This window comes from Myxococcus sp. RHSTA-1-4 (genome assembly GCF_020037125.1).
In the GTDB taxonomy this organism is placed as follows: Bacteria; Myxococcota; Myxococcia; order Myxococcales; family Myxococcaceae; genus Myxococcus.
Genome location: NZ_JAIQDG010000010.1, coordinates 199,924 through 215,276, shown reverse-complemented (window position 1 = coordinate 215,276; position 15,353 = coordinate 199,924). Strand labels below are relative to the sequence as shown.

Here is a 15,353-nt window from a genome sequence, read left to right as displayed (position 1 = left end):
CAACACGGCGCCTCGTTCCGGCGTTCCACCCGGCGGGTCATTCGCGTCCCCCGCCCCGCTGTCCGCTCCCCAGGCCCGCGTGTGCTGAGGTTAGATGGGGAGAGACCCACCGGCCCCCAGGAGCGTCCCATGGACACCCCACAGTACCTGCAAGCGCGCATGGCGCTGTGCCAGCCAGAGCACACGGTGCTCGACCTCTTCATGCAGAGCCTCCTGGAGAGCATCGAGAAGCTCACGGGCAGGCCCCTGGAGGGCGCCGCTCCCCGGCAGGGGCCCGCGCCGCGGAACGCGCCGGCCTTCCGCCCCGCGCGCGAGTACCTCCAGGCGCTCCACCAGGGCGCGAGCGCGCTGGAAGCCACCGGCCTGACGTACGCGGAGGCCGTGGAGAAGCTGTCCGTCCACGCCGCCAACCTCATCTTCGCCGCGCCCATGGGGGAGATGGTGCTGTCCGTCGCCGGCAGGGACCCCAACGAGGGCCTGTCCCTCACGCAGGGCATGGCCGGCGCCACGGCCACCTTCGGCGAGCGCGAGTACGAGCGCGTCTCGGACCGCTCGGCCCGGCTCATCTTCCGCGACGAGTACTTCGGCCCCTCGTGGGCCCGCGGCATGTCCCTGGCCGGCCTGCTCAAGGCGAACCCGGGCCTGTCGTTCCAGGTGGAGCGCGAGTCCGGCGAGCCCCCCTACGCGAGCTTCACGCTGCTCGTGAAGTGGTGAACCCCCGCCCCTCGCGGACACACAGGCACCGCCGGTGGCCAGGGCTTGCGGAGAAGCCCGGCCACCGAGGATGAAGCGCGAGCCTTCGTGAGGCGGCTGCCCCGTGTCAGGCCTGGGGCGGCTCGCCGGCGCGGCGCTGCGCCACTTCCTTCTTCACCTGCTCCATGTCCAGGGCACGCACCTGCCGGACCAGGTCCTCCAGCGCCGCCGCGGGCAGCGCTCCGGCCTGCTCGAACAGGAGGATGCCGTCACGGAAGACCATCAGCGTCGGGATGGAGCGAATCTCGAACGCGCCGGACAGCTCCTGCTGCGCGTCCGTGTCTATCTTCCCGAAGACGATGTCCGGGTGCTTCGTGGAGGCTGCCTCGAAGGTGGGAGCGAAAGCACGGCACGGACCGCACCACGCCGCCCACCAGTCCAGGATGACGATGCCTTCCTTGGCCACCGTCTCCTTGAAATTGTCCTTCGTGATTTCCACCGCGGCCATGACGGCCCTCGCTTTCTTTCAGCGCACTTCCAGCAGTTCCACCTCGAACAGGAGGGTGGAGTTGGGGGGGATGACGGGCGGGTAGCCGCGCGTGCCGTAGCCCATCTCCGGGGGGATGGTCAGCTTGCGCACGCCGCCCACCTTCATGCCGGCGACGCCCTTGTCCCAGCCCGCGATGACCTGGCCCGCCCCGAGCCGGAAGGTGAAGCCCTCGCCCCGGTCCCGGCTGCTATCGAACTTGGAGCCGCTGGTCAGCGTCCCCACGTAGTGCACCGTCACCGTCTTGCCGGCCGTTGCCTCGGCGCCGGTACCCACCTTCACGTCTTCCACCTTCAGGCTCATTCACCTCTCCTCAGTCCGGATTTGGGCTGGAATGAGGCACCTTAACGCGCAAGGCGCGCCCGCGCCGCACCGGAAAAAGGCACAGCGGCGCGCCGCCCGTCCGCTACCGGGCACCGCGCCGCTGCCTCAACCCGACTCCGGGGATGCGTCCCCCGTGCCTCAGAACGTACCGCCGACGTTCACCACGGCCTGGTAGCTGCCGCCCTCCTCGAAGTCACCGCCGCTGGACTCGACGCCGGGAGCGAACTCCTTGTCGAAGAGGAAGTTGTAGTTGGCGCGCGCATCCACGGTGAAGTGCCCCACGTGGCCGCGGAGGCCCACGCCCGCCGGCACGCTGCCCACGGTGTCGTCGGAGTAGCCGAGGGTCTGCCCGCCGCGGAAGTTGTAGTCGTTGATGCCGATGCCGCCGAGCACGTACGGCTGCCAGGCCGAGGTGAGCAGGCCCAGCGTCAGCACCGCGTCACCGCCGTTGCGGACGAGGTCCGGACCGTCCGTCGCGTTGTCGTCGGTGCCGACGATGTCGATGTCGTTCACCGCGCCGCTGTAGCCCAGCTCGAGGCCCACGATCTTGTTCGGCTTCAGGGCCGCGCGCACACCCGCCGTGGCGCCGGGGTTGAGTTGCGACCCCAGCTCACCGGTGTAGCCCTCCAGGCCGCCACCGGCCAGCAGGGTCAGGCCGGTCATGTCGTTCTTCTCCTTCGCCTCCACCTCCAGCGGCTCGATGGGCTGCGCGGCCTCGGCCGAGGGACGGAAGTCGGACGGCGGCGGCGTGGCGATGCCGCTTCCACCGGTGGCATCCTCAGGCGGGTACTCCGGGTACGCCTCCGTCTGAGGCTCCATGGGCTGCGGCTCCATGGGCTGCGGCTCCATGGGCTGCGGCTCCACGGGCTTCGGCTCCTCGATGCCCGGCAGCGGAGTGACGCCGGCGCCGCCCACGCCCGCCTCTTCCTTGGAGATCGGCTCGCAGCGCAGCAGGACCTCACCCTTTCCGCTGCCGCCGATGCCCTCCTCCTGGCCGATGGGGCTCGGCTCCTGTTCCACGGCGCTCGGCTCCTGTCCCAAGGTGCCGCTGCCGCCAATGCCCTCGTCGATCTGCGTGTCCTGGTCTACGCCGGTGGCGTCGGGAACGGGCTCGACGCCCTCGATCTCCTCCTGCTGCTGGACATCCTGCTGGACGTCGTCCATGGGCATCTCGTCCTGCGCCTGGGCCAGCATCACGCCGCCCTGCGCGGACCCGGTGCTTGCCCGCGGAGGCGGGCAGTCGCCGTCAGCGGCCAGGGCCGCCGTGCCGTACATGAGCGCCGCGACGGCGCCCGCCAGAATCTTCGCTTTCATCCAACCCTCCATCGTCGAGTGGCTGACATGAAGGTTGTTTGCGAAGCCACATCCGGCAAGGCGCGCCACGGGCTGGCTCACCGGCTGGGGGCGTCCGTCCGGAAGGCGGGCGGCCGGGTGTGGTGCGGACGCCACACGGCTTGCGCGCGCGCTACCCCTCGCGCATCCACTCCGTCCCGGTGACGACGGGGAGCTGCAGGGCGCGCTCGCGGTCCAGGTCCAGGTTGCCGATGTGCAGCGACAGCGGAGACTGAACCCATTTGTAGATGGACTGCTGGAAGAGGCGGACGAACTTCTCCACGTAGCCGCTCAGCCTCGGCGCCTCCACCTCCGGGAACATGGCGGTGAGCGCCTGGAGCATCTCCGCCGGCGTCAGCTTCTCGCCCGCGTGCAGGTAGAAGCACGCGTCGAGCACCGGGAAGGGCATCAGCTCCTCCTCCCCCACCTGGTTGTGCGCCAGCTCCGGGCCGGCGGGCTTGGCCAGCACCTTGCGGATGCCCTCGTAGCCCGTCTTCTCCTGGAGGTAGTCGAGCAGGTACATCACCACCGTCTTCGGGACGTTGGCGATGACGGCCAGCGCGCCCATGAGGTCGCCGCCGATGGTGGTGTAGCCCACCGACTTCTCGCTCATGTTGCCCGTCTGGAGGAACAGGCCCCCGCAGGAGTTGCTCCAGTTCCACATGCGCTGGGCGCGCAGGCGGGCCTGGATGTTCTGCTCGGTAATCGGCGTGACGGGCTTGTCCCCCAGCATCTTCTGGGCAATGGCGCGCTCGCGCTCGAAGGCCTCGTCGATGGAGACAATCTGGAAGGGCACACCCAGCTCGCGGGCAATCGTCTCCGCCGCGTCGCTGGTGGCGTCGCTGGAGTAACGGCTGGGCATGTAGAAGGCCCGGAGGAGCGAGCCCGGGTCCTCCGGCCGCGCCCGCTTCGCGTAGCGGTGGGCGATGAGGAGCGTCAGCAGCGAGTCACGCCCGCCGGACAGGGCGATTCCAATCACCTTGAAGGCGCGCGTCTTCTCGAAATAGTCCCCCACCCCCAGGGCCAGCGCGTCCAGCAGGTCCTCGCAGAGCGCCTCGCGCGAGGGCCGGCGCTGGTCCGGGCCCGGCAGGAAGAAGCTGCGGTGCGCGGGCACCGGGTACGCCAGCGACTCGCGCCGGGTGCGCACCGCGCCGGTGCAGTCCAGCACGGGGACGTGTCTGCCCCCGTTGGCCACCCACGACTCGCGGTCCACGCGCCAGGTGGTGGCCTCGCCGCGCAGGCGCAGGGTGCGGTCCAGGTCCACCACCGCCGCCGCATAGCCCTCCTGGAAGCGCGGCGTCTCCATGACGTGGCGCCCGTTCTGGTTGAGGAAGCCGCCGCCGTCGAAGATGAGGCCGTCGTTGCTGCCCACCGCGTTGCAGTAGGCGATGGTGCACTGGTGGTCCGCCGCGCGGGTGGCGATGAGCTCGCGCCGCGTCTCCACGAAGCCCAGCCGGTAGGGGGAGGCGGACAGGTTCACCACCAGCTCCGCGCCGGAATAGGTGCGCCGGCGCATGGGGCCTTCCGCGCTCCAGATGTCCTCGCACACCTCCGGGGCCACCACGCCGAAGTCGAACTGGAAGAGGTAGTCCCCCAGCGGCACGCCGCGGTGGACCTCCGCCATGCCCGGGTGGCCGCGGCCGAACGTGCGCGCCTCGTAGAAGACGCTGTAGGTGGGCAGCTTCTCCTTGGGCACGAGGCCCAGGATGCGCCCTCCCGCCACCACCGCCGCGCAGTTGAGGCGCAGGCTCTGGTGGGCAATGCCCACGCCCACGATGAAGACGGTGGGCAGCGACGCCGTCTCCCGGGCGAAGCGCTCCAGCTCCGGCCACTGCCGGTCGATGAAGCCCTGCCACTGCACCATGTCCTCGGCCGGGTAGCCGGCGATGAGCTGCTCCTGGAAGACCGCGAGCGTCACCCCGTCCGCCGCCATCTTCCTCGCCTGTGCCAGGGCCCTGTCCGTGTTCCGCGTGAAGGCGCCCACGGTGGTGTTGACGCTGGCAAGCCCGATCTTCACGAGCCGCATGGTTGCTCCAGTCCCCTTTCCGCCTGGACGGCCCGGAAGTGTCCCGGGGTCCGGCGTCGATGTGGAGCCCAGCAATGCGCGGCCCGCCTCGCAAGGCAAGCCCTACCGGCGCCGGGCCTTCGGGCTCCGGTTCAGTTCAGGGGCCCGGAGGGCCGTACGGGCTGGAGGCGGGCAATGAGCTCGCCCACGTCCTCCAGCACGCCCTCGAGCCGCCGCTTGACGTCCAGCTCGCTCAAGAGCTCCTGGCGCCGCTCGGGCTCCGGAACGAGGGCCGAGGCCACCACGTCCGCCAGCGTGCCCCCCGCGGCGCGGGCGGCCACCGGCAGCAGGTTCTCCGCGAAGGAGGGCGGCACGCGCCCGGCCAGCTCGAAGACGGCCTGCCGGAGCTGCTCCTCCTCCGGCCCCTGGTAGGGCAGGTCCGGCAGCGCTTCCGCGGAGACCTCCCGGTAGAGCTTGTCGTTCGACAGCTCGGAGCCCATGCGGACGCGGCTCACGCCCTGGAGGAGGATGTTGTAGCGCCCCTCCTCCACCTGCTCGTCCCAGATGATGATGCCGGCGCACATCATGGGCAGCATGGGAGGCCGGCCCTCGTAGCGCCCCTCCCACCCGGGCTCGAGCTGGGACAGCGCCATGACGCGGTCCCCCGCGAGCGCGTCGCGGACCAGGGCGCGGTAGCGCGGCTCGAAGATGTGGAGGGGGATGACGGTGTGGGGGAAGAGCACCGCCGACGGCAGTGGGAAGACCTTCAGCGCGCTGGCGGCGCGCTCGACGCGTTCTTGAGCGGTCATTGGGGGCACCCCTGTGTTGATAAGCCCGGCCGCCCCCGGCCGCATTCCAAACATGCGGCCGGGCGAGCGGCCCTGACCGCACACGAACGGCTCAACCCCCTGGATTCAGGGGGGGGGGCCGCCCCGGGTGTCACTCGACGGTCGCGAGGAACCGGGCGCCGTTCTCCTCGCACCAGCGCCTGTAGGACTGGAGCCGGTCGTTCGACGTCACCCGGCCCACCACCTCGCCGTCCTGGCCCAGGTACTCGACGGCGCCGCGCACGGTGATGTGGAGGATGACCGGCTCGTCGCCGACGGCCATCCAGCTGTCCACGTTGCCGGCCGGCTCGTAGACATAGGTGCCGGGGCCAATCACCTCGCCGGTGTCGATGAGCTTGCGCTGGCCCGCGAGGTTGTAGCCGTGCACCTCGCCGGTGTGCCGGTGCAGCGGGACGAGCGTCCCGGGCTCCACCCGCAGGAGGTACATCCACCCGCTGTCGTCGTGGAAGAAGCGCAGCGGCTTGAAGGAGAACCCGGGGCGCCCCATGGGGACCCAGGGGATGCGGTCGGTATGGACGGGGGGCAGGGCGATGAAGGTGCCGGCGGTCATGGTGTCTCCGGGGTGTGAGGTGACGGAAGAGTGCCCACGCCGCTGGTCCAATGGCAGGTCCAGGATTGACGAATTTCACCAGGCCATTCAATGGTTCAGGTTCGCATGGACCTGCACGTCAACCTCGAAAGCCGGCGCGACATCGCCGGGCAGATATACCGGGAGCTCCGCGCGGCCATCCTCGACGGCCGCCTGCGGCGCGGAGAGCGGGTGCCCCCCACGCGAGAGCTGGCCCGGCGCCTCTCGGTGTCCCGCAACACGGTGAGCGTGGCCTACGAGTGGCTCACCGCCGAGGGCCTGCTGGCGGGCCGCGTCCGCGCCGGCAGCTACGTCCAGGGTGAGCCGCCGGGAGCTGGAGGCCGGCCCGGCTCCAAATCCGGGGTGAGGCTGCGTGCCCGGGCCGTCTGGAGCACGCTGCCCGACCCACGCGCCGCCGAAGTGCCCGCGGCCTACGACTTCCGCGTCGGCATCCCGGACGGACAGTTGTTCCCCTTCGAGACGTGGCGCCGGCTGATGGCGCGCCAGCTCCGGGCCGCGACGTTGCCGGCGGCGTACGCCGAGGCCGCCGGCCACCCGGGGCTGCGCGAGGCGGTGGCCCGGCACGTGGGTGTCGCCCGGGGTGTGCGCGCGGACGCCGGAGACGTCATCGTCACCCACGGCGCACAGCAGGCGCTCGACCTCATTGGACGGGTGCTGCTCGAGCCGGGAGACTGCGTCGCCGTGGAGGAGCCGGGCTACCCGCCGGCGCGGCTGCTGTTCCAGTCCCTGGGAGCGCGGGTGGTGCCCGTCCCCGTCGACACCGAGGGACTCGACGTGGGCGCGCTGCCGGACGACGCGCGCCTCGTCTACGTCACGCCCTCCCACCAGTTTCCACTCGGCATGCCCATGTCACCCGCGCGGCGGACGGCGCTGCTCGACTGGGCGAAGCAGCGGGACGCGGTGGTGATTGAGGACGACTACGACAGCGAGTTCCGCTTCGGTGGCCGGCCGCTGGAGACACTGCACGGCCTGGACCGCTCCGGCCGGGTCATCTACGTGGGCTCGTTCTCCAAGGTCATGCTGCCCGCGCTGCGCCTGGGGTTTCTCATCGCCCCGCCCTCCATCCAGCGCGAGCTGCGGCTGGCCAAGCGCGTGAGCGACTGGCACAGCCAGTTGCCGGCGCAGGCCGCCCTCGCGCGCTTCATCGACGAGGGGCTGCTGGCGCGGCACATCCGCAAGATGCGGCGCGAGTACGAGTCCCGGCACGAGCGCATCCTGGAGAAGCTGACGCGCCACTTCGGCGTCTGGCTCCGGCCCCTTCCGTCCACCGCGGGCCTCCACCTGAGCGCGATGTTTCGCGCTGGCGGCCGGAGGCTGGAAGAGGACGTGGTGGCGCGCGCGAAGGAGGCGGGCGTCGGCCTCATCTCCCTGTCGCGCTACTACGCGAGCACGCCCGCCCGGGCCGGCCTGGTGCTCGGTTATGGCTCGGTGCCGGCGGCGCGCCTCGACGAGGGACTCCGGCGCCTGCTCGCCTGCGTCTCGGCGGCGGCCGGAGCAAAGCGCCCCTGAACGCGGCACTCGCGCGCCTGCCTCGGCCGCGGCGAATCGACTCCGCTCCGGGTCCCCAGCACCCTGGCCTCTGGCGTGATGAACACCGCGGCGCCCGCTTTCCCTCGCTGTCGGGAGATGATGGCCGAGCCGCGCGGATGACCTCGTGAGCGTCCCACCGCTCGGCAGCCCGCTGGAGGTACCGCACCCCGTACACCCCGGAACCGGCCGTGAAGACCGGCCCATTCCATCACTGCCCGCGACGCCAGGCCGCACCATGCGGCCTCGCGAAGCAGTGAGCGCGGCGCTCGGAGCAATGAGGCAGGCAGGCGGCCGTCTCCCGAGGGCGCGGCGAGTGCTCATCGCCGCCCACCAGTTCGGGTGCGGGAAATCGGGACTCCCTCGCGCGACAGCGGCCCTGGCACCCCGCACGGTCAAACCGCACCCATGGCTGAAAACAGACCCAGACGCCGGGTCCGTGCCCGGCGCCCATGCCCCACCCCGCTCCGGGCACCGCATGCATCGCACGCGGCTGCCCTCTCACACGGAACGTCCATGGTCCACCCGTTGCACTGCGGATGTACCCAGCAAAGGAGTCCCCCCCGACATGCATCCTCGCAAATCCCCCTGGAGCAACATCGCGGCATGGTCGCTAGGCACGGCGCTGGTCGCCGCTCCCGTGACCGCGGACGCGGATACGCCGGCCCAGATTGACGACCTGTCCCTCGAGGAGCTCCTCAACATGGAGGTCGACACCGTCACGCGCCGGATTCAGCCCCTGCAGTGGGCTCCGGCTCGCTCGGTCGTCGTCACGCGCAGCCAGATTCGGCAGCGACGCTATGTGAATCTCCGGGACCTCCTGCAGGACATGCCGGAGATTGACGTCTTCAACAACCACTGGTCGGTCACCCGGAGCGTGGCCTCCGTCCGCGGGCTGGCCGGAAACAACCGCTTCCTGGTCCTCATCGACGGCATCCGCATCAACGCGATGACCGGTGACGAGGCGCCCGTCGAGGACAACTACCCCCTCTTCGACGCCGAGCGCGTGGAGGTCATCTACGGCCCCGCTTCCGCCCTGTACGGCGCCGATGCGCTGGTCGGCGTCATCAACATCGTCACCCGGCGCGAGGAAGCCGACCGTGGCGCCTCGGTTGCCGCCTCCTACGGAAGCGCCGACACGCGTTATGGCTCCGCCAAGGCGTTCACGAAGATTGGTGAGCACGCCCGGCTCAGCCTCTCGGCCCACGCGCACACCTCGGACTCCCCGGACCTCGCGAAGGCCTATCCGGGAGACTTCCAGAACATGAGCGAGCTGAGAGACCCGTTCACCGGGAACGTGCTCGCCTCGGTGCCGGACAACCGCTTCAGCAACAAGGTGTCGAGCTACTCCCTCTCGGCCCGGCTGACGTTCGACAAGGAGCTGACGGCCGGATACGACCTGCGGCAGTTCACCCAGCTGACGGCCGTGGGCGTGAAGCCGGAGTACACGGTCTACGGCTCGGAAGCCCCGCACCGGTGGCAGACCGTCTACCTGACCTATCGCAAGGAGTTCCTGCCCAAGCTCGAGTCCAGCTCGGAGGTCAACTACTCCATCTTCACCAAGCAACCCGCGTTCGCGTACAACAACACGTATACGGGGGGACAGCCGCAGCACAAGTACGCGAAGAGCACGTCGTTCAGCGTCCGGGAGCAGCTGGCCTACGCGGTGACGCCGGACCTCGACATCGTCGCCGGCGTCTCCTGGGCGTACATCCATGCGCTCCCGGAGACCGGCACCTTCGCCACGCCCTTCGATGAAGGCCTTCCCTCGGGCTCGCAAGGGCAGACCATCATCGGGACCTCCATCGCGTTCCCGTTCTACGAGCACAGCTACCAGACGCTGGGCAGCTACCTGCAAACCCAGGCACAGCTCACCAGCAGCCTGGCCGTCACCGCGGGCGTGCGCTTCGACCGGGACACCCGGTACGGCAACACGCTCAACCCGCGCGCGGGCGTCGTGTATCAGATTACCCCGGGGCAGACGGCGAAGCTGCTCTACGGCGAGTCCTTCCTCGCGCCGCCGCCCGCGTACCAGTACGCCTTCTGGGGCTCGTTCGCGGGCGTCGACGAGAACACGGGCCGGCCCTTCGCCTACTGGTACCACGTGCCGAACCCCGACCTGGACCCCATGAAGGCGCGCACGGTGGAGTTCGACTACTCGCTGCTGGCGGCCAGGGACCTGCTGGTGGAGCTCGATGGCTACTTCAGCCTCGTGGATGGCATCACCGTCGCCCGCACGGTGAACGAGCCCACCAACTTCGCGGGGGCGGACATCTTCTCCTACGAGGAGTTCCGGAGCGAGGGGCGGGCCCGGCTCTACGGCGGCAGCGTCTCGCTCCGCTATCGCACCCAGTTCGGCGCCACGGAAATCGAGCCGTGGGGCTCCTTCAGCCTCTCCCTGGGGAAGAACCTCGACAGGCCCGAGGACGGCTGGACGGACATGCCGCTCAACGTCCCCTACAAGGTGAAGGGCGGCATCACCGTGAAGCGCGGCGCCTTCAGCTTCACGCCCCGGGTGCGCTGGAATTCACGGTCCACCCAGTACCTGCGCAACCCTGAGCAGCCCGCCCACCGGCTGACGGCTCCCGCCCACGCCGTCGTCGATGCCGCGCTGCGAGCCGATGACCTCTTCGTCCACGGGCTCTCCCTGGCCCTGGACGTCCGCAACGTGCTCGACGCGCGCTACTACATGCCGGGCGCCGGCGGGCCGCTGGACTTCGTCAACAGCCCGCAGGACCCGCGCACGGCCATGCTGGAGCTGTCGTTCAACTACGACTAGCGCCCCCAAGCGCAAAGCGCCCTGGACACCCTCGCGGGGGCGTCCAGGGCGCTCTCAGTGAGTCAGCGACTCAGTCCGCTCAGTTGAACGTCACGATGAGCGAGCCGTCCGTGAAGCCGCCCTTCGCGCCGAACACCTGGATGTAGTACTTGCCCGGCTGGAAGCCGTTCAGGTTGCAGACCTCCGTGCTGTGCTCGTTCACGCCACGGCAGTCGTAGGCGAAGGCGCTGGGGGCGCCCGCGCGCTGGACGTAGAGGTCCGCGTTGCCCGTGCCACGCAGGTTGACGTGCACGTTGCGGAGGCCCTCGGGGTTGTTCTGGAGCTCGGGAATCTGGACCGTGAACACCTGCGACGAGCCCGCCGCGCCGGACAGGCCGGTGATTTCCACGCCCGGCTCGATGGGCAGGTAGCCGCCCTTCCAGGTCACCACCAGCGACACGCCGGAGTAGGCGCTGAAGCCGTTGAGCATCACGTACCAGGTGCCGTGCGTCGGAGCCGCGAACGAGCAGGTCTCGTTGTTGCCCGAGCTGTACGGACGGCAGTTGTACTGGGTCGTCGTGGGGGCGCTGGCGTAGCGCACGTACATGTCCGCGTCACCCGTGCCGCCGGACATGGTGAACTTCAGGTCGTACGCGCCCTCCGGCACCTCCACGGAGAAGTACTGCTTGCTGCTGCGCGTGCCGGACAGGTTCGTCAGGGGCACGTCCTTCCCCATCGGGGTGTTGGTCGGAGGAGGAACCGGCACGCCCACGCCCACGGCCTTCCAGGCGTTGCCCACCGAGGCAATGGTCGCCGCGTCATAGCCGAGCTGCTGCGCGGCCTGCTCGGTGGCGATCTTCGCGCTGTCGAAGGTGGCGTTCGACAGGAGGATGTCCACGTTGGCCTTGTAGAAGATGCGCGCGGCCTTCTCGATGCCGATGCCCGCGACGGCCTGCGTCGTCTTCCCGCGCGGGTGCGTGCCACCCTGCGACAGCAGGTAGAACGCCAGGTTGGAGATGCCCGAGCTGTAGTGCACGTCCACGCCGGACGAGTAGTCCGGGTAGTAGTCCAGCGAGACGCCGTCAATCGTCGGGCTGTGCATGTAGCGGAGCGCGTCGTTCGGGATGCTCGGCGTCCAGATGTCGTCGCCAATCAGCCAGTGGCGGGCGTTGACGTCGCCCGCGCCGTCTCCGTACCACTCGCACACGGCGCCGAAGATGTCGGACATGGACTCGTTCAGGCCGCCGGACTCACCCGAGTAGATGAGGTCCGACTCGGTGTCCGTCACGGCGTGCGTCAGCTCGTGCGCCGTCACGTCCAGCGAGTTGGCCAGGTTGGTGGCGGTGACGTCGTCGCCGTCGCCGTACACCATCTGGGTGCCGTTCCAGAAGGCGTTCACGTACCGCACGCGGTGGTGCACGGTGCTGATGAGCACGGCGCCCGCGTTGTTGTACGAGTCGCGGCCGAAGAGGCCGTTGTAGCAGTTGTAGACGGTGCCCAGGTGGTCGTAGTTGGTGTTGACCACTGCGTCGGCCACGGGGGCCTCGCCCTCGATGCGGACGATGGCGCCCGGCAGGGTGCTCAGGTTCGCGCCGTTGTGCATGCGGCGGTTGATGGCCTCGTGGATGGTCGGGATGCGCACCTGGACGTCACCCGTCGTCGCGTCCACCAGGAGGATGTCGCGCACGGGCGTGCCGTCCGGCTTCTCGCCGGTCTGCTCGACCTTGTACATGAGGCGAAGCTCGTCGCCGTCACGCCAGTAGACCAGCTCCGTCTCCGGGTGGGTGACATAGCCCGCGAGCGCGTCGCGGTCCGAGGCCGCGGCGGCCACCGCGGCCTCGCCGGCGATGGAGGCCTTCGCCGCCGCCTTCAGGTCGCTGCGCACGTTGGTGTTGGCAGCGAAGACCTTGCCGTCGCGCGCGTGCAGCCGCAGCTCACCGCCGAACACGGGGATGCCCTGGTGGCTGACGTCGAAGCGGTAGTGGACGTCGCCCTGCGTGTCCTTGTACGCCTTCTTCAGCGACAGGTTGCCCGGCTCCAGCCGCAGCATCGACGCCACGTTGGCGACCACCGGGGCAAGCTGCGCCGCCTGCAGTGACTCCGGCGCCGTCGCCTCCACCACGGGCAGGATGCCCAGCTCACCACCGATGAAGGTGGGAGCGCCGGCCTTGTCCGTCTCGAAGATGGACGCGCCGTTTTCCAGTTTCTGCGTCCGACTCCCTGTCTCGGGGGCCTTCGCGCCTGCTGCTGGAGCAGCCTCGTTGCATGCACCTACCAGGAATGACAGCGCCGCGACTCCAAGCGCACCGCGCACTCTGCTCTGCATCATGTTCCCCCTGTGGAAATACGACCTGGACGGATACAGCGAGAATTAGACTCTCACGGGAATTACTGAGTTCTCAAGCACCCCAGCGATTTTCCTATGTTGCTGAACTTCCTACCTGCCCTGTGGGCCCGGACGTCGGCCGTGGAGCGGGCAGCGCGGCGCGGTGTCTGTCGTCTTCCATGAAGCGGAGAGGGGCTCGAGGAAGGACGTGCCCGGAAGCACCCGGGACGTAGGATGCGCGCGTGGAGTCCTGGAACCCGCTCGGTGCGCATGTCGTGGACGTCCTCTTCGCGGGGCTGGCCCGCCGCGCCCGGCTGTTCACCGATGGATGGGGAGACGAGCGGTTCCTCGAGGACGTGGTGGTGGGAACCGCCTTCCTTCCGGAGCCGGCGCGGCTCATCCCGGTGTGGGGTGAGCCGGCGTCGCGCCGGGAGGGAGTCGTTCGAGACGGGACGTTCACCTCGCCGCTGCCCCTGTTGGCTCCCGCCGCGCGGACGGGGCATGTCCGCTGGCTGAGCGCCGGAGAGGCCCGTGGGCACGCGGCGTGTGTGGTGCTCGCCGCCTCCCGGGAGGAGGGCTTCGCCCTTCGCGAGCGCCTCTACGCGCCGCTGGTCCGGGAGGGCATCGACTGCTTCCTGCTGGAGAATCCGTATTACGGGCTGCGCCGGCCGCTCGGCCAGAGAGGCGGGGCGCTGCGCACCGTGAGCGACCACGTGCTGATGAACCTGGGCATGGTGGAGGAGGCGCGCGCGCTGCTCTCGTGGCTGCGAGGCGCCGGCTACGCGCGGCTGGGCGTCGCGGGGTACAGCATGGGCGGGTACATGGCGGCCCTCACGGCGGCGCTCTTCCCGGAGCCCGTCGCGGTGGCGGCGCTGGCCGCGGGCGCTTCGCCCGTGCCCGTGTTCACCCGGGGGCTCCTTTCATGGTCCATCGCCTTCGAGGAGTTGGACGGCTCCCGCCGCGATGCCGGGCAGGCCCGCGCACGGCTGGGGCGAATCTTCGACCTGGCGAACCTGACGAAGTTCCCGCCGCCCCGGCAGCCGGGCGCGGCCATCCTCCTGGCCTGCCGGAAGGACGGCTTCGTCCCGGCGGCGGAGACACGCGCGCTGCACGCCCACTGGAAGCAGAGCGAGCTGCGGTGGGTGAACGCCGGGCACGTCTCGGCCATCGTCACCGAGCGGGCGGCGCTGCGTGCCGCCGTCCGGGATGCGCTCGCACGCGTGCAACGCCCCTCCATGGGAACCTGAACCATGCCTCACGCCATCGAAGTCCTCGAAGCCCTGACCTTCGACTTCGACGAGCACCTGGGCTGGGTGCTCCGCGAGTGCCTGGAAGAGGGGAAGTGGGGCCGGTAGCTGGCGTGACGGGCCCCGCCCCGCTCACCGCGCGGAAGACACGCGTGCCGCCGCCCCCGGGAGGATGACCACCTTGCCCGAGGTCTTCCGCTGCTCCAGCGCGCGGTGTGCCTCCGGCAGCTCGCGCAGGTCGAAGGTCCGCCCCACCACGACCTCGAGCGTCCCGTCCGCCACGCGCTGGAAGACCTCGCGAAGCGTCTCGGCCTGGACCTCCCGTGGCAGCGCGGGGAAGGCGAAGCCCACGAGGCTCTGGTTCTGGAAGAGCATCCGGGTGACCTGCTCGCTGCTCACGGAGGTGCCGGACATGCTCTCGGCGCCGAAGAGGACGAGCCGGCCCTGGGGTGCCAGGGCCGCGAGGCCCTGCCCGAGGCCCGCGCCGCCGCTCCGCTCGAAGACGACGTCCGCTCCGCGCCCGTCCGTGGCCTCCCGGACGCGCTCGGGCCAGTCCGGGCGTGTGTAGTCGATGGCTGTGTCCGCCCCCAGCCGCAGCGCGAGCTCACGCTTCTCCCCGGTGCTGGCCCCGGCGATGACGCGCCCCGCGCCGAGCGCCTTCGCGAGCTGGACCATGAAGGAGCCGACTCCACCCGCCGCCGCGGGGATGAACACCGCGTCCCCTCTCCGCACGCGGCCCGCGACCCGGAGCCCGGCGAGCGCGGCCGGCGCCTGGCTCAGCAGGGCCACCGCCTTCTCGAAGGGAAGCGCCTCCGGAATGGGCGTGACGAGCGCGGCCGGGGCCACGGCCAGCTCCGCGAAGGCGCCCTGCCCCGGCAGCATCGCCACCACCCGGGCGCCGCGCGTCAGGTGTGTCACCCCGCTTCCCACCGCGCTGACCACTCCGGCGGCCTCGTAGCCCGGAGTGAAGGGCGGAGGCGGCGCGCCCGGGACGCGGCCCTCCCGCTGCAGGAGCTCCGCGTAGTTCAGGCCGGCCGCGTGCACCTGGATGAGCACCTCTCCGGCGCCGGGAACCGGGGGCGTGACGTCCTCGAGCCGAAGCTCCTCGGGGCCACCGAAACGCAGCAGTCGCATCGCCTTCATGTCTGTCTCCCTGT

At 70.3% G+C, this 15,353-nt stretch carries 12 protein-coding genes; 4 read left to right on the top strand and 8 right to left on the bottom strand.

The window, feature by feature from the left end:
* Positions 1 to 129: 129 nt before the first annotated feature.
* A complete protein-coding gene (locus tag K8638_RS16345) occupies positions 130 to 714 on the top strand; it encodes a DUF2378 family protein (protein ID WP_223755463.1) in 585 nt (194 codons plus the stop codon).
* A gap of 106 nt (positions 715 to 820) precedes the next feature.
* On the opposite strand, the gene trxA is transcribed toward K8638_RS16345, so the two are convergent.
* The 6 genes from trxA to K8638_RS16315 form a co-directional block, all read right to left on the bottom strand.
* Positions 821 to 1,201, bottom strand: coding sequence for a thioredoxin (gene trxA, locus K8638_RS16340; protein WP_223755462.1), 381 nt, complete (start codon positions 1,199 to 1,201; stop codon positions 821 to 823).
* 18 nt (positions 1,202 to 1,219) lie between these two features.
* Complete coding sequence (locus K8638_RS16335; RefSeq protein ID WP_223755461.1) at positions 1,220 to 1,543, bottom strand: FKBP-type peptidyl-prolyl cis-trans isomerase; 324 nt, start codon at positions 1,541 to 1,543, stop codon at positions 1,220 to 1,222.
* Between the two features lie 159 nt (positions 1,544 to 1,702).
* Positions 1,703 to 2,878, bottom strand: a complete 1,176-nt coding sequence (locus K8638_RS16330) for a hypothetical protein (RefSeq protein ID WP_223755460.1) — start codon at positions 2,876 to 2,878, stop codon at positions 1,703 to 1,705.
* Between the two features lie 151 nt (positions 2,879 to 3,029).
* Positions 3,030 to 4,922, bottom strand: coding sequence for an NAD(+) synthase (gene nadE, locus K8638_RS16325; protein WP_223755459.1), 1,893 nt, complete (start codon positions 4,920 to 4,922; stop codon positions 3,030 to 3,032).
* Between the two features lie 131 nt (positions 4,923 to 5,053).
* Positions 5,054 to 5,710: an LON peptidase substrate-binding domain-containing protein gene (locus tag K8638_RS16320; RefSeq protein ID WP_223755458.1), complete on the bottom strand. Its 657-nt coding sequence runs from the start codon at positions 5,708 to 5,710 to the stop codon at positions 5,054 to 5,056.
* 130 nt (positions 5,711 to 5,840) lie between these two features.
* On the bottom strand, positions 5,841 to 6,299 hold the full coding sequence (locus tag K8638_RS16315) for a cupin domain-containing protein (RefSeq protein ID WP_223755457.1): 459 nt from the start codon (positions 6,297 to 6,299) through the stop codon (positions 5,841 to 5,843).
* 105 nt (positions 6,300 to 6,404) lie between these two features.
* On the opposite strand from K8638_RS16315, the gene K8638_RS16310 reads away from it, so the two are divergent.
* Positions 6,405 to 7,847, top strand: coding sequence for a PLP-dependent aminotransferase family protein (locus K8638_RS16310; RefSeq protein ID WP_223755456.1), 1,443 nt, complete (start codon positions 6,405 to 6,407; stop codon positions 7,845 to 7,847).
* 586 nt (positions 7,848 to 8,433) lie between these two features.
* Positions 8,434 to 10,644 (top strand): TonB-dependent siderophore receptor, encoded by a 2,211-nt coding sequence (locus tag K8638_RS16305; RefSeq protein ID WP_223755455.1) that lies wholly within the window; start codon positions 8,434 to 8,436, stop codon positions 10,642 to 10,644.
* Positions 10,645 to 10,723: 79 nt separating this feature from the next.
* On the opposite strand, the gene K8638_RS16300 is transcribed toward K8638_RS16305, so the two are convergent.
* Positions 10,724 to 12,952 carry a M4 family metallopeptidase gene (locus tag K8638_RS16300; RefSeq protein ID WP_223755454.1) on the bottom strand — a complete coding sequence of 743 codons (2,229 nt, stop codon included), beginning with the start codon at positions 12,950 to 12,952 and terminating at the stop codon, positions 10,724 to 10,726.
* Positions 12,953 to 13,191: 239 nt separating this feature from the next.
* On the opposite strand from K8638_RS16300, the gene K8638_RS16295 reads away from it, so the two are divergent.
* Positions 13,192 to 14,196 (top strand): alpha/beta hydrolase family protein, encoded by a 1,005-nt coding sequence (locus K8638_RS16295; protein WP_223755453.1) that lies wholly within the window; start codon positions 13,192 to 13,194, stop codon positions 14,194 to 14,196.
* A gap of 132 nt (positions 14,197 to 14,328) precedes the next feature.
* On the opposite strand, the gene K8638_RS16290 is transcribed toward K8638_RS16295, so the two are convergent.
* Positions 14,329 to 15,339: a zinc-binding dehydrogenase gene (locus K8638_RS16290; protein WP_223755452.1), complete on the bottom strand. Its 1,011-nt coding sequence runs from the start codon at positions 15,337 to 15,339 to the stop codon at positions 14,329 to 14,331.
* Between the last annotated feature and the right edge of the window lie 14 nt (positions 15,340 to 15,353).

Coding starts and splice junctions, on each gene's coding strand:
- K8638_RS16320 (WP_223755458.1), bottom strand. CDS start 5,710: ATGACCGCTCAAGAACGCGTCGAGCGCGCCGCCAGCGCGCTGAAGGTC.
- K8638_RS16310 (WP_223755456.1), top strand. CDS start 6,405: ATGGACCTGCACGTCAACCTCGAAAGCCGGCGCGACATCGCCGGGCAG.
- K8638_RS16300 (WP_223755454.1), bottom strand. CDS start 12,952: ATGATGCAGAGCAGAGTGCGCGGTGCGCTTGGAGTCGCGGCGCTGTCA.
- K8638_RS16305 (WP_223755455.1), top strand. CDS start 8,434: ATGCATCCTCGCAAATCCCCCTGGAGCAACATCGCGGCATGGTCGCTA.
- K8638_RS16315 (WP_223755457.1), bottom strand. CDS start 6,299: ATGACCGCCGGCACCTTCATCGCCCTGCCCCCCGTCCATACCGACCGC.
- nadE (WP_223755459.1), bottom strand. CDS start 4,922: ATGCGGCTCGTGAAGATCGGGCTTGCCAGCGTCAACACCACCGTGGGC.
- K8638_RS16345 (WP_223755463.1), top strand. CDS start 130: ATGGACACCCCACAGTACCTGCAAGCGCGCATGGCGCTGTGCCAGCCA.
- K8638_RS16290 (WP_223755452.1), bottom strand. CDS start 15,339: ATGAAGGCGATGCGACTGCTGCGTTTCGGTGGCCCCGAGGAGCTTCGG.
- K8638_RS16335 (WP_223755461.1), bottom strand. CDS start 1,543: ATGAGCCTGAAGGTGGAAGACGTGAAGGTGGGTACCGGCGCCGAGGCA.
- trxA (WP_223755462.1), bottom strand. CDS start 1,201: ATGGCCGCGGTGGAAATCACGAAGGACAATTTCAAGGAGACGGTGGCC.
- K8638_RS16330 (WP_223755460.1), bottom strand. CDS start 2,878: ATGAAAGCGAAGATTCTGGCGGGCGCCGTCGCGGCGCTCATGTACGGC.